The organism is Amycolatopsis sp. NPDC003861 (assembly GCF_053605405.1).
In genome coordinates this window covers 1-13,654 of record NZ_JBSGJD010000062.1, presented here as the reverse complement: position 1 = coordinate 13,654, position 13,654 = coordinate 1, and the positions used below count along the sequence as shown (strand labels likewise).

12 protein-coding genes are annotated in these 13,654 nt (G+C 71.7%); 4 read left to right on the top strand and 8 right to left on the bottom strand.

Features of this window, described 5'->3' with window-relative positions:
* Nucleotides 1-78 precede the first annotated feature (78 nt).
* The 3 genes from ACWEVN_RS17750 (at nucleotide 79) to ACWEVN_RS17740 (ending at nucleotide 3,381) form a co-directional block, all read left to right on the top strand.
* Entirely contained in the window at nucleotides 79-696 is a 618-nt protein-coding gene (locus ACWEVN_RS17750; RefSeq protein ID WP_452051941.1) for a TetR/AcrR family transcriptional regulator, read from the top strand.
* Nucleotides 697-780: 84 nt separating this feature from the next.
* A complete protein-coding gene (locus tag ACWEVN_RS17745; protein WP_452051940.1) occupies nucleotides 781-1,668 on the top strand; it encodes a hypothetical protein in 888 nt (295 codons plus the stop codon).
* 102 nt (nucleotides 1,669-1,770) lie between these two features.
* The gene (locus ACWEVN_RS17740; protein ID WP_452051939.1) at nucleotides 1,771-3,381 is read left to right on the top strand and encodes a succinic semialdehyde dehydrogenase; all 1,611 of its coding nucleotides are present in this window, start codon (nucleotides 1,771-1,773) and stop codon (nucleotides 3,379-3,381) included.
* Nucleotides 3,382-3,502: 121 nt separating this feature from the next.
* On the opposite strand, the gene ACWEVN_RS17735 is transcribed toward ACWEVN_RS17740, so the two are convergent.
* The 8 genes from ACWEVN_RS17735 to ACWEVN_RS17700 all read right to left on the bottom strand — a co-directional run bounded on the left by ACWEVN_RS17735 (nucleotide 3,503) and on the right by ACWEVN_RS17700 (nucleotide 13,141).
* A complete protein-coding gene (locus ACWEVN_RS17735; RefSeq protein ID WP_452051938.1) occupies nucleotides 3,503-6,526 on the bottom strand; it encodes a helix-turn-helix transcriptional regulator in 3,024 nt (1,007 codons plus the stop codon).
* A gap of 62 nt (nucleotides 6,527-6,588) precedes the next feature.
* Entirely contained in the window at nucleotides 6,589-6,789 is a 201-nt protein-coding gene (locus ACWEVN_RS17730) for a hypothetical protein (protein WP_449683164.1), read from the bottom strand.
* 153 nt (nucleotides 6,790-6,942) lie between these two features.
* Nucleotides 6,943-7,146: a DUF397 domain-containing protein gene (locus ACWEVN_RS17725; protein WP_310976315.1), complete on the bottom strand. Its 204-nt coding sequence runs from the start codon at nucleotides 7,144-7,146 to the stop codon at nucleotides 6,943-6,945.
* 13 nt (nucleotides 7,147-7,159) lie between these two features.
* The gene (locus ACWEVN_RS17720; RefSeq protein ID WP_449683165.1) at nucleotides 7,160-8,062 is read right to left on the bottom strand and encodes a helix-turn-helix domain-containing protein; all 903 of its coding nucleotides are present in this window, start codon (nucleotides 8,060-8,062) and stop codon (nucleotides 7,160-7,162) included.
* 349 nt (nucleotides 8,063-8,411) lie between these two features.
* Nucleotides 8,412-9,308: an acyl-CoA thioesterase II gene (tesB, locus tag ACWEVN_RS17715; protein WP_452051937.1), complete on the bottom strand. Its 897-nt coding sequence runs from the start codon at nucleotides 9,306-9,308 to the stop codon at nucleotides 8,412-8,414.
* Between the two features lie 36 nt (nucleotides 9,309-9,344).
* Nucleotides 9,345-10,769 (bottom strand): pyruvate kinase, encoded by a 1,425-nt coding sequence (gene pyk / locus ACWEVN_RS17710; protein ID WP_449683167.1) that lies wholly within the window; start codon nucleotides 10,767-10,769, stop codon nucleotides 9,345-9,347.
* 90 nt (nucleotides 10,770-10,859) lie between these two features.
* Entirely contained in the window at nucleotides 10,860-11,525 is a 666-nt protein-coding gene (locus tag ACWEVN_RS17705) for a DUF2461 domain-containing protein (RefSeq protein ID WP_310976319.1), read from the bottom strand.
* Between the two features lie 392 nt (nucleotides 11,526-11,917).
* Nucleotides 11,918-13,141, bottom strand: coding sequence for a glycoside hydrolase family 18 protein (locus tag ACWEVN_RS17700; RefSeq protein WP_452051936.1), 1,224 nt, complete (start codon nucleotides 13,139-13,141; stop codon nucleotides 11,918-11,920).
* Between the two features lie 157 nt (nucleotides 13,142-13,298).
* Here ACWEVN_RS17700 and ACWEVN_RS17695 point away from each other — a divergent pair, with 157 nt between their 5' ends.
* Entirely contained in the window at nucleotides 13,299-13,598 is a 300-nt protein-coding gene (locus ACWEVN_RS17695) for an ArsR/SmtB family transcription factor (RefSeq protein WP_452051951.1), read from the top strand.
* Nucleotides 13,599-13,654 lie beyond the last annotated feature (56 nt).

Sequence of the window (13,654 nt, the reverse complement as noted above, 5' to 3'; positions counted from 1 at the left end):
AAAACATTCCGATCAGCATGTAAGTTCTGATCGGAATGTACATCCGTACCGGCCCGTAGGTAAAGGTGGGAGGCCGCGGTGACCGAGACGACGCACCGCACCCAGGCGCAGCGGCGCGAGCAGACCCGCACCGCCCTGCTCGACGCGACCATCGACTGCCTGGTCGAGCTCGGCTACGCGCGCACGTCGGTGCCGGAGATCTGCGCCCGCGCGGGTGTGTCGAAGGGCGCGGTGCAGCACCACTTCACCGCGAAGGCCGAGCTGATGGCGGCCGCGGTCGAGCACCTGACGACGAAGCTGCGCCGCCAGCTCGCGGCGTCGCTGGACGAGCTGCCCGGCGGCGGCAACGGGGTCGCCGCGGCCATCGACCTGCTGTGGGCCGGCTACTCCGGCACGCTCTCGACCGCCGTCACCGAGCTCTGGGTCGCCGCCCGCACCGATCCCGAGCTGCGCGCGGCCATCCGCCCGGTCGACCGCGCGCTCGGCCGCGCCACGCTCGAGCACGTCACGCAGGTCGCCGGCGAACTCCCGCCGGAACGCGCGGAAATGCTGTTCTGGCTCACCGTGAACCTCACCCGCGGGCTGGCGCTGGACGCCGAGCTCGGCGGCGACCCGAACCGGCGCCGGCAGCTCCTGGACGAGTGGAAGCGCATCGCCGTCCTGCTCTACCAGGACGCCACCGCTGCGCCGAGCTGACCAGCGCGGCCCCACCAGGGCGCTTTGCCCCTTATCCCGCAGGCGATTTCGTGGTCCAATCCCCTCCGAACGAGGGGAGTTCCGATGACCGCCGCCCCGTACCCGTACCCCTACGGCCCGCCGCCCGCGCAGCCGCCGGCCGATCCGGGTGCCGTCTTCCGGCTGTTCGCCGCGATCCTCGGCATCCTCGCCGCGGCGCTGGTGATCACCGGGTCGTTCCTGCCGCAGACGTCGTTCGAGCAGGTGGTGGACGGCAAGACCGAGAGCAGCCAGACGATCAGCGCCTGGTCGCGCTCGTTCGCCGTCGAACCCGGCGAGGAGGCGAAGAAGTTCTACGAGCAGACGCACGTCGCCCGGTACGGCATCCCGCTGACCGCCGCCTCGGTCGTGCTGCTGGCCGGGGCCGGGCTGGCGTTCGCCGGCGCGCGCCGCTCCGCGAAGCCCGGTGTGCGCTCGGCCGCGCGGACGGCCCTGGTGGCGGGCGCCGCCGGGGTGACGGCGGCGGTGTGGATGCTCGGCATGGACGTCTCGGCGACGTTGAGCTACGAGTCCGACGAAGGGACGGTCAAGTCCCACTATCTGACCGGGATCGGGTTCTGGCTGCTGGTCGGCGGCGGGATCGTCGCCCTGCTGGCGCTGGTGTCCGCGGCACTGGCCGGGCAGCAGGCCCCCGCCGCCGCGGCCCCGGCCGGGCCGCCACCGGGGCCGTACCAGCAGCCGTCGAGGCCGTACCCGGTGCCGCCGCAGTTCGCGCAGCCGTACCAGGGATATCCGCCGTCGCAGCCGTTCCCCGCGCAGGCCCCGCCGCAGACCGGCCCGCAGCCACCGCCCTCGTACGGCAGCTCGGCGTCTCCCTCGCCGCAGCCCGACGATCCCTACGGCGGCGTCACCCAGGCGCAGCCGCACCCGGACCGGCAGGAACCGACCGAGCCGAACTACCAGCTGCCGCCGCTGAACCCACCTAATACGTGAATCTTATTCACATCACGCTGGACACCTGACGTACCGACGGTATGGTGTACTCGTCGGTAACCTCCGCGCGACGTCGCGCGGACTCCGCGGAACGGAGACGTCATGACCAGCACGACCCCCGCGAACGCGGTCGAAGACACCTCGCTGCCGCCGACGATCGGCGGCGTCGCCGGAGCGCCGAGCTCGAAGCGGGCGGCTGAGCTCGTCGCCCGCGTCCGGGGCGGCGCGGACTCGGCGCCGATCCGGATGCGGGCGCCCTTCACCGGGCTGCCGATCGCCACCCTCCCGCAGGCCACCGACGCCGACGTCCGCGCGGTGTTCGACGGTGCCCGGGCGGCCCAGCGGCCGTGGGCGGACCGCTCCCCCGCCGAGCGCGCCCGCGTCCTCACCCGGCTGCACGACCTCGTCCTCGCGCGGCAGGACGAAGCGCTCGACCTGGTCCAGGTCGAAGCCGGCAAGGCGCGGCTCGACGCGTTCGACGAGGTCAGCGCGACCGCGCTGGTGGCGGCCTACTACGGCAAGCACGCGGCGAAGATCCTCGCGCCTCGCCGGGTCGCCGGCGTCATCCCCGGCCTGACCCGCGCGGGCGAGGTCCGGCACCCCAAGGGCGTCGTCGGGATCATCTCGCCGTGGAACTACCCCCTGGCCCTGACCGCGATGGACGTCCTGCCGGCGCTGGCCGCGGGCAACGCCGTCGTGCAGAAGCCGGACAACCAGACCGCGCTTTCGGCGCTGTGGCTGCACGAGCTCGCCGAGGAGGCCGGGCTGCCCGCCGGGACCTGGCAGATCGTGCTCGGCCGGGGCTCGAAGATCGGCACCGCGCTGGTCGAGGAATCGGACTACCTCTGCTTCACCGGGTCCACGCCGACCGGCAAGGAGCTGGCCGGGCAGGTGGCGAAGCGGCTGACGTCGTACTCGCTGGAGCTCGGCGGCAAGAACCCGATGGTCGTGCTGCCCGACGCCGATGTCGCGAAGGCCGCGACGGGCGCGGTGACGGCGTGCTTCTCCTCGGCCGGGCAGCTGTGCGTGTCGGTCGAGCGGATCTACGTCCACGAGGACATCCGCGACGAGTTCACCCGCGCGTTCGTCGCCCGGACCGCGGGGGTGCGGCTCGGCGGCGCGCTGGACTACCACGCCCAGATGGGCTCGCTGACGTCGGAAGACCAGCTCGCGGCGGTGTCGGCGCACGTCGAGGACGCCCGCGCGAAGGGCGCGTCGGTGCTCACCGGCGGCCGCGCGCGACCCGACCTCGGCCCGCTGTTCTACGAGCCGACGGTGCTCTCGGACGTCACCCCGGACATGCTGCCGTTCGCGGAGGAGACGTTCGGGCCGGTGGTGTCGATCTACGGCTACACCGACGTCACGGACGCGATCGAGCGGGCCAACGACACGCCGTTCGGGCTCAACGCCAGCGTGTGGTCCCGCAACGGCCGCGCGGGCTGGGAGGTCGCGGCGCGGCTGAAGGCCGGGACGGTCAACGTGAACGAAGGCTACGCGGCGACGTTCGGCAGCGTCGGCGTCCCGATGGGCGGGATGAAGGACTCCGGCGTCGGCCGCCGCAACGGCGCCGAGGGCCTGCTGAAGTACACGGAGTCCCAGTCGATCGCGCTCCAGCGCGGCCTCGCCCTCCGCCCGCCCCGCGCTGTCCCGGGTTCGCTGTGGTCCCGAGGCATGACGTTCGGCCTCAAAGCCCTCCGCCGCCTCCCCCGCTGACCCGTAACTCGCGTGATCCGAGCCGGAACTCGCGTGATTGAAGCCGTAACGGCCCGAATCACACGAGTTCCGGCCTCAATCACGTGAGTTCCGGCTCCAATCACGTCAGTTCCGGCTTCCGTCACGCGTGTTCGGCGGTGGGGGCGGTGAGGAGGCCTCGGTCGTAGGCGATGGCGACGGCTTCCGCGCGGCGGCTTGCGCCGAGCTTCGCCATCACGCGGGAAAGGTGGACGCTCACCGTTTTTTCGCTGATGTAGAGCTCTTCGCCGACCTGGCGGTTCGTGCGGCCGAGGGCGACGCGCTCGAGGACGTCGCGCTCGCGGTCGGTCAGGGGGTCGGTGACCGTGCGGGCCGGGGGTGCCGGTTCGACGCCGTCCAGCTCGATGCGGGCGCGGTGGGCCAGGTCGCGGACCGCGTCGCGCAGCGGGATCGCGCCGAGCCGGACCGCCACCGCGTGGGCTGCCTCCAGGGCCGTGCCGGCGTCGGAGTCGGCCGCCAGCCGGGCTTCCGCCTCGTGCCAGCGGCAGATCGCCTGCTCGTAGACGGCGCCGTAGCCGAACGCCTCCGCCGCGGCCGCCCACCTGTCCGCGTCGCCGCGACCGGACAGGCAGGTCGCCGCCGCCTCCAGGCGGGCCAGCCAGGCGCGGCCCTCCGGCCCGAGCGTCCCCGAACGCGGCTGGCCGGCGACCGAGCACATCCGGCCGTGCGCCAGCAGCCGCTCGCCGGCCGCCACCGCGGCTCCGGCGGCGGCCTGGTCGCCGTGGAGCCGGGCGTCGGCGGCCACCCTCGCCGCGGCGGACACGCCGAGCGCGGCGACCCGGATGCCGGCCAGCAGGGCGGGTTCGATCCGCTCCAGCCAGCCGATCAGGTCTTCGGCCTGGCGCACGGCGCCGGCGTGGTCACCGCGCCAGTACGCCAGCTCGATGCCGGCGCCCCCGGCCGCCAGCGGGATCTGCATGTCCGCCGTCCAGTGCTGCCGCAGCCCGGACAGCAGCTTCTCGGCCTCGCCGAACCGGCCGCGCGCGACGACGAACAGCGACCAGATGGCCAGGATCCGCGCGGCGACCGCGCTGGACACCCCACGCCCGGCGCGGCCGGCGCTCTCGTCCGGCCAATCGCCCATCAGGTAGCGCAGCATCAGCTGCCGCGCCCGCAGCTCGAGCCCGTAGACGCTCCAGCTCAGCCCGGCTTCCTCGGCCCGCGCGACGCCGTGGGAGGCGTGCTCCAGCGCCGCGGCGAAGTCGCCCTGGTCGTCGTGGCTCAGCGCCAGGAAGTAGGTCGCGCGGATCTCGGTGTTGTACGCGCCGACCTCACGCGCCTTGCGCTGGGCCTGGCGCAGCCGCTCCCGGGCCTCGGCGGCATCGCCGCGCGAGTCGGCCAGCGTGCCCAGGGTGACCAGCGCGGACGCCTCGGCTCCGGTCGCGCCCACGGCCTGCCCGTCGGCGACCGCGGTGAGCGCGCTGTCCAGCGCCGCCTCGGGCTGGTCGAGGATCCGGAGAAAGCCGGCCCGGCTGGCGAGCACCCAGGCGCGCGCGGAGCTGGGCTCGGTGTCCTTGACCAGGTCCCAGGCCCGGTCGATGGCGGCGACCGCCTCGTCCAGGGTGCCTTCCAACGCCAGCAGAGCGTCCGCCAACCGCCGCCACACCTTCGCGGCCCGGTCGTTCGGGATCTCGCCGGTCAGCGCCTGGGTGGCGGAGCGGGCGAACGCGGCGGCCCGCTCAGGCTCCCCGGACGTCCCCGCGAAGTACGACGCTTCGTACAGCAGCTGCAGCTCGTCGACCCCTTCGGGCCGGTCCGCCGGCGTGACGGCGTCCCAGATGGACAGCGCCTGTTCGACGTGCTGCAGCGCCGACCCGGGCGCGCCGAGCTTCTCGGCTTCGTCCATCGCGCGCAGCAACGCCGGCAACGCGGTGGCGAGATCGCTGCTCTGCATCGAGTGGTAGGCCAGCTTCGCGTCATGGCCACGCCCCTGAGGACGCGCCTTGATCCGCGCCGCGTACGCCGCATGCGTGCGTGACCGCTCCCCGGGCAGCAGGTCGCCGTACACCGCTTCCTGCAGCAACGCGTGCCGGAACGTGTACGAGCCGTCCGAGAGCACCACCAGCACGTGGTGCTGGACGGCTTCGCGCAGTGCCTCGTCGAGTTCGAGTTCCCCCAGCGCGGAGACTTCGGCGAGCGCGCCGTGCATGACCGGCTCGTTGGCCACCGAGATCACCCGCGCGACCCGCCGAGCGTCCGGCGAGAGCCGCTCGAGCCGGGACAGCAGCACCTCGGCCAGCCCGGCGGGCAGGTCGTTGCACTCGGTCTTGGTGGCGAGCAGCTCCTCGGCGAAGAACGGGTTGCCCTCGGAGCGGCTGACGATGTCGGCCACGACGTCCGGCGGCAGCGGCTCGTCGGCCAGCGCCTCGACGAACCGGCGGGCGTCGGCCGCGCCGAAGGGCTGCAGGTCGACGCGCTCGACCGTGGCGAGCCGGACCAGTTCGGCGAGGAGGCCGCGCAGCGGGTGCCGCCGGTGGACGTCTTCCTCGCGGTAGCTGCCCACGACCAGCAGCCGCTGCGCCCGCAGCCGGCTGAGCAGGAAGGACAGCAGGTTGTGGGTCGAGGCGTCGGCCCAGTGGAGATCCTCCAGGAGGATCACCACCGGGCGCGCCTGCGCTATCTCGGTCAGCACCCCCAGTACCGCGTCGAACAACTGCAGCTGACCGAGATCCTGCTCCGGCCGGGGCCGCACCATGGTTTCCCGGTCGTTGGAGGTCATCGGCGGGTGTTCGGCCGCCCGGGGCTCCTCGAGGCCCTGCCCCTGCGGCAGCAGCCGCCCGAGGGCGGGCCGGGCCCGCACCGCGGCGGCGACCGCCGGATCCGTCGCGCTGCCCAGCGGGGCGAGCGCCTCGGCGAACGGAAGATAAGGAAGACCGCCTTCGCGGACGTCGATGCAGCGGCCGGTGAGCACGAGCCCACTGCCGCCGGCGACGTGCTCGGCGAGCGCGGTCAGCAGCCGGGTCTTGCCGACCCCGGCGTCCCCCGAGAGCAGCACCGCGCCGGCTTCGCCACGTTCGGCCCTGGCGAAGGCGGCGCGGAGCCGCCGCATCTCGTGGGTACGGGCGACGAGCGGAATTCCGGAGCCGAGTCGGGGCACGAGGAGCATTGTTGCTCAGACCCCCGACAGTTTCCGACCGCTTATCGCCATCGACACCATCTCGCCGCCCCTTACCGGGCGGTTTCGGCGGTCGCCCGCGCGGCTTCCCGGCGCTCCTGCTTCGGTACGTCGACGTCGGTGCGCGTGGCCCGCACGTGGCGGACGACGCGGCGGGCGCGGGCGGCCCAGGCGCTGCGCCCGGCCTTCCGCAGTTCCTCGGCCCGGTAGGCCGCTTCGGCCCGGACTGCGTCGAGCATCAGATCGCTGTGCATCGCGTTCCCCTGTCCCTGGCGGTTGGTAGCACTCAGATTCGTCCTGAGGTGCCGCCCCGGGCATCGGGTGATCACGTACGCCTGGCCGCGAAAAGACCCCTTACTCCCGGTCGAGCCCAGCTCGGCGGGGGTAAGGGGTCTTCTTCAGAGGGCTCAGTCGCGTGCTGGGCCGCCGGTCCGCACCGCGGCCAGCAGCCCCCGCCAGCCCGACGCGGGCAGGCGGAACGCACCCCCTTCGGGGTCCTTCGAGTCGCGCACCGCGGCTCCGCCTTCGACGAACGCGACCTCGACGCAGTCGTTGCCGCCGCCGCTGTGGCTGCTCTTGCGCCACCGCGCCCCGGAGAGTTCTGCTTCCATGGTCCCCACTCCCTTACTGTGTCCTCGGTTCCGGATGGTGCACCGGACCCGGTACGGCCGCCTGTTCGGCGAACCGTCCGGCCGCCTCGGCGATCAGGTTCACCGAGTCGTCCGGTTTCAGTGCGGCGGCGCGCAGATGGTCGAACATCAGCCCGTAGCGCCGCACGTCTGTGGGTTCCTCCAGGTAAAGACCGCTGGACGTGCTGTCGTCGACGTAGACGACGTCCGGGTCGGCCTGCTCGGGAAAGCCCATGATGAGGAAGGGGCCTTCCATGCCGGGGTGCGCGCCGGCCCCGAACGGCACGACCTGGATGGTCACGTTCGGCTTCTCGGCGACGGCGACCATCCGGTAGAGCTGCTCGGCCATCACTTCGGGGCTGTCGACCACGCGGCGGAGCACGGCTTCGTCCATCACCGCCCAGTACTCCGGCGGCGGGGTCTCGGACAGCAGCTCCTGCCGGGCCATCCGGGCGGCGACGCGGCGGCGGATCTCGGCGTCCTCGGCGTCCGGCCGCAGCGCGCGGATCACCGCGCGGGCGTACCGCTCGGTCTGCAGCAGCCCGGGCACCAGCAGGGCCTGGAACGCGCGCAGCGAGCTGGCGTCGGCTTCGAGCCCGACGAAGGTGCCGGTGAACACCTCGTTGTAGGCGTGCCACCAGCCGCGCTTGCGGGCCTCCCTGGCCAGCTGGACGAGCGCCTCCTGCTCGTCGCCGGTGATGCCGTAGAGGGCGAGCATGTCCCGGGCGTCACGCGGGGTGACGCCGACGTGGCCGGTCTCGATGCGGCTGATCTTCGACGCCGAGCACTCGAGCTTCTCGCCCACCTCGTCGATGGTGAGGTCGGCGGCCTCGCGGAGCCGGCGCAACTCCCCCGCCAGCCGCCGGCGGCGGACTGTGGGGCTCTGTCCCCTTGCCATCGCGGCACCTCCGGATGTCGACTGCTACCTGTATCCAACCATCCGGGCGCGGAGTCGGTGGAGCATTAACAACGAGTCGATTCCGGCGCCGGATCTGCAATTTGCAGAATGCTCTTGTATCCTCGCACCCTGCACTGCGTCGGGCGCCTGACAGTCGGCCAGCCGTGGCTTAGACCGGCCTCTGAGCAGGGTAGACGATGACCGCGCGGAGTGCCGCGCGATCATCGGACGGAGGAGTCCGGGGCTGTCCCCCGATCGGTCCCGGGCTCCTCACCCGGGTCGAATGCCCTATTCCGGGGACGGATATTCGGGCAATTGGTCGCCCGTGAGGGTGATTTCCCGGCGAACCTCACAACACGCGCAGGAGTCCTTCTTGGACGACCGTGGCGATCAGCGTGCCGTCCTGGGCGAAGAACCGGCCGGTGGCCAGGCCGCGGGCGCCGGACGCCGTCGGGGAGGCGCTGTCGTAGAGAAACCACTCGTCCGCGCGGAACGGCCGGTGGAACCACAGTGCGTGGTCGAGGCTGGCGCCGAGCACCTTGTCGGTGTCCCAGTAGACGCCGTGGCGGGCGAGCACCGAGTCCAGCAGCGTCATGTCCGAGGCGTAGGTCAGCACGCAGACGTGCAGCAGCTGCTGGTCCGGCAGTTTGCCGTCGGCGCGCATCCACACCTGGTTGCGCGCGGGCCGCTCACCGGTCTCCCGGGTGACCCACGGCGGCTCGTTGACGTACCGCAGGTCGATCGGCCGCGGCCGGGCGTGCGCGCCGATCGCGTACCCTTCGGCGCGCTCCATCAGCGTCGGCAGCGTCTCCGGCGCCGGGACGCCCTCCGGCATGACCTCGGAGTGCTCGATGCCCGGTTCGTCCTTCTGGAACGACGCCGAGAGCGAGAAGATCGCCTTGCCGTGCTGGATCGCCACCACCCGGCGGGTGGTGAACGACCGGCCGTCGCGGATCCGGTCGACCTCGTAGACGATCGGCACGCTCGGGTCGCCGCCGCGGATGAAGTACGCGTGCAGCGAGTGCACCCGGCGTTCCTCGGGGACCGTGCGCCCGGCCGCGACCAGCGCCTGGCCGGCGACCTGGCCGCCGAACACCCGCACCGGCGAGTGGGCCGGCGAGACCCCGCGGAAGATGTTCTCTTCGATCTTTTCGAGGTCGAGCAGCGCGATCAGGCGGTCGAGCACCGGCTGGCCGCCACCGGGGAGCTCCAGTTCGGTGGCGGCCGTCCTGGCCATTTCAGTCATGTCAGGACCATACGTGCATACTGAGCGGTCGGTCTCTCAAGCGTGGTCGTCTTCACCGAGCCGGTGCACGCGGATCAGGTTGGTCGACCCGACGGTGCCCGGCGGGGAACCGGCCACGATGACGACCAGGTCGCCCTTCTGGTACTTGCCCATCTCCAGCATCGCGTGGTCGACCTGCTGGATCATCTGGTCGGTGGAGCTGACCTGCGGGACGATCCGGGTGTTGGTGCCCCAGGTCATCGACAGCTGGCTGCGCACGCACTCCTCGGGGGTGAACGCCAGCAGCGGCAGCCGGGTGTGCAGCCGCGCGAGGCGGCGCACGGTGTCACCGGACTGGGTGAACGCGACCAGGGCCTTCGCGTTGAGCCGCTCGCCGATGTCGCGGGCGGCGTAGGAGATGACGCCGCGCTTGGTGCGCGGGACGTGCGACAACGGCGGCACGATCGGCGAGTCGGTCTCGACCGCCTCGATGATCCGGCCCATCGTCTGCACGGTCTCGATCGGGTAGCGGCCGACGCTGGTCTCGCCGGACAGCATCACCGCGTCGGTGCCGTCGAGCACCGCGTTCGCGACGTCGGACGCCTCCGCGCGGGTCGGGCGGGAGTTGTTGATCATCGACTCGAGCATCTGCGTCGCGACGATGACCGGCTTCGCGTTCTCGCGGCAGATCTGGATGGCGCGCTTCTGCACCAGCGGGACCTGCTCCAGCGGCAGCTCGACGCCGAGGTCGCCGCGGGCGACCATCACCGCGTCGAAGGCCAGCACGATGGCTTCGAGGTTGTAGACGGCTTCGGGCTTCTCGATCTTGGCCACGACCGGCAGCCGGCCCTTGCCGACCCGGTCCATCACCTGGTGGACCAGGTCGATGTCGGCCGGCGAGCGGACGAAGGACAGGGCGATGAAGTCGACGCCCAGCTCGAGCGCGAACTCGAGGTCCTCGATGTCCTTGTCGGACAGCGCCGGCACCGAGACGTCCATGCCGGGCAGCGAGACGCCCTTGTTGTTGCTGACCGGGCCGCCCTCGGTGACCTCGCACACGACGTCCGGGCCCTCGACGCCCTTGACCACCAGGCCGACCTTGCCGTCGTCGACGAGCAGGCGGTCGCCGGGCTTGGCGTCCTTCGCCAGGCCCTTGTAGGTGGTCGAGACGCGGTCGTGGGTGCCGGCGACGTCCTCGACGGTGATCCGGACGATGTCGCCGTTGTGCCACTCGACCGGCCCGCCGGCGAAGGTGCCCAGGCGGATCTTCGGACCCTGCAGGTCGGCGAGGATGCCGACCGCCCGCCCGCTCTCCGCGGCGGCGGCCCGGATCAGGTCGTAGACCTGCTTGTGGTCGCTGTGGCTGCCGTGGCTGAAGTTCATTCTGGCCACGTCCATGCCGGCATCCACCAGGGCCCGCATCTTCTCCGGGGTCGCGGTGGCAGGGCCCAGGGTACAAACGATCTTCGCGCGTCGGCTCACGTCCACATAGCGTAGACCCTCTTCGCGCGTTCGTCTGTACCGATCCCGAATGTTCAAGAAGATGTTCAGAACCTGCCTCGTCAGATCACGCTAGCGACGCGGCCGCTCACTCGGGCCGACCCGGTCGCGGGCCCACTCGTTGAACTCGCGCAGCTGCCGCCAGGCCTTGCGGACGCGGTCGAAGGCCCCCCGCTCGTGCAGGACGTCGTCGGGCTCCCAGCCGCGCACGGCGTACACCGAGCGGTAGCGCAGCAGGTCGAGGCGCGGGTGGTCCTCGGCGAACCCGCGCGGCTTCGACTTCAGGCGGTCGCCCTTGACCTCCCAGCCCGTGCGCTCCAGCTTGGCGAGGATCTTCCGCAGCGCTTCGCCGTGCAGCTCCGTGTCGACCGCCTTGCGGAACCGGGCGATCTGGTCGGATGCGAGGTAGAAGCAGCCGCCGCCGACGCGCAGGCCCTCGGGGCCCACCTCGACGTAGTAGGCGCCGCCGCCGCGGCCCTGCTCGATCACCCCGCCGCAGTGGGTCTTGTACGGCGTCTTGTCCTTGGCGAAGCGGACGTCGCGGTAGGGGCGGAACACCTTGGGCTCGCCGAAGCCGTCGGAGAACTCGGGGGCGAGCTCGGCCAGCAGCGCTTCCATCGGCGCGCGGACGTCGGACTTGTAGGTCTCGACGTGGTCGTCCCAGTAGGGCTTGGAGTTGTCCTCCACGAGGCCGTCGAAGAAGTCGACGGCGTACTCGCCGAATCCGCTGAACTTCACGCCGACGACGATAAACGGGGGCACCGGCGACTCCCGCACGAGGACCACCGCGCCGGACACGACGAGGTGATCGTCCTGCTCGCACCGATCCCGCAGCGTGCGCCACTCCGGCCTCGTCGGGGTCCGGCACGTCCGGGGCTCGAGCGGGACCGGCGCGAAGACGGCGGACGCGACCGTCCGGCCGCCGGTCAGCCGGAACGTCGGCTCGTGCCCCCGAAACCCAGGGCGAGGCCGCCCGAAGGTTTCGGTCGGGAAGAGCTGCGTCCGGTTCAAGCGGCTGTCCGATGTGGACATCGGGGTGCTCGGCGAACTGCTGCGCGCGACGGCGGAGCACCCACCCGCGGGGCGGTATGAGCCCCGGTGCGGCCGGCGGCCGGCCGCACCGGGGGTCGTCACTTCGCGACGGCGGTGATCAGTTCGCCGTTCGTGGTGTCGCCCGAGAGCTCCCAGAACATCGCGCCGCCCAGGCCCTGGGTCTTGGCGTAGGAGATCTTGCCCGCGATGGTCGCCGGGGTGTCGTAGCTCCACCAGTTGCTGCCGCACTTGGCGTACGCGGTCCCCGCGACCGTGCCGGTCGCCGGGCAGGACGTCTTGAGCACCTTGTAGTCCTCGATGCCCTGCTCGTACTTGCCCGGCGCCGGGCCGGTTGCGGTGCCGCCCGGGGCGCTCTGCGTGACGCCGGTCCAGCCGCGGCCGTAGAACCCGATGCCCAGCAGCAGCTTGCTCGCCGGGACACCCTTGCTCTTGAGCTTCTGGATCGCCGCGTCGGAGTAGAAGCCGGCGGTCGGGATGCCCGCGTAGCTGGTGAGCGGCGAGTGCGGAGCCGTCGGGCCCTGCGCGGCCCAGGCGCCGAAGTAGTCGTAGGTCATCACGTTGTACCAGTTGACGTACTGCGCCGCGCCGCCGTAGTCGGCCGCGTCGATCTTGCCGCCGCTGGTGCCGTCGGCAGTGATCGCCGCGGTGACCAGCTTCGAGCCGAACTTCGCGCGCAGGGCCGCCACGAGGTTCTTGAACGCCGCCGCGCCGCTGGTGTCGCAGCTCAGGCCGCAGGCGTTGGGGTACTCCCAGTCGATGTCGATGCCGTCGAAGACACCGGCCCAGCGCGGGTCGTTGACCAGGTTGTAGCAGGAGTTCGCGAACGCGGCCGGGTTCTTCGCGGCCTGCGCGAAGCCGCCCGACCAGGTCCAGCCGCCGAAGGACCAGAGGACCTTCAGGCCGGGGTGCTTGGCCTTGAGCTTCTTGAGCTGGTTGAAGCTGCCGGCCAGGGGCTGGTCCCAGGTGTCGGCGACGCCGTCGACGCTGCCCGCGGCGTCGTAGGTCTTCTGGTAGTCGGCGTAGGCGTCGCCGATCGCGCAGCCGCCGTTCGTCACGTTGCCGAACGCGTAGTTGATGTGGGTCAGCTTGCTCGCCGAACCCGACGTCTCGATGTTCTTGACGTGGTAGTTGCGGTCGTAGACCCCCCATTCGGTGAAGTAGCCGACCACCTTGCCGACGGAGGCTTGGGCGTTCTCGGTCGCGGCGGCGGCCACCGGGGCGGTCGCGCCGCCCGCGACGAGGCCCGCGGCGGCCGCCGCGGCCAGCAGGGCCGAGAAGCTCTTCCTGCGCAAACGGGACATGCGTTCTCCCTCCCGGGAATTACTCACGGCGACGGTGCCGGAGTGGTGGGGACCACACTCACCGTAAGTGGACTAGACCACTAGGTCAATGGTTCAGACCATGGCAGATCCACATTCCTTGACAGGAATATGCCCGGCGGAGCACATTTCAGGGGTGATGCAGACTTTCGACGTCCTCGCCGAACCCCGGCGCCGGACAATCCTAGACCTGCTGCGCGACGGCGAGCGCTCGGTCGGCGAGCTGGTCGACGAGCTGGCGCTCAGCCAGCCCGCGGTGTCCAAGCACCTGCGGGTGCTGCGCGAAGCCGGGCTGGTGACGGTCCGGGTCGCGGCGCAGAAGCGGTGCTACGCCCTGCGCCCGGAGCCCCTGGCCGAGGTCGACGCCTGGCTGGCGCCCTACCGCCGGTTCTGGTCGGACCGGCTGGACGCGCTGGAACGCCGCCTCGACGAGGCCTAAAGCGCCCCAATGTGGCGTTGGTTGCGTTGAACGCACCCAATGTGGCGTTCGGTGCG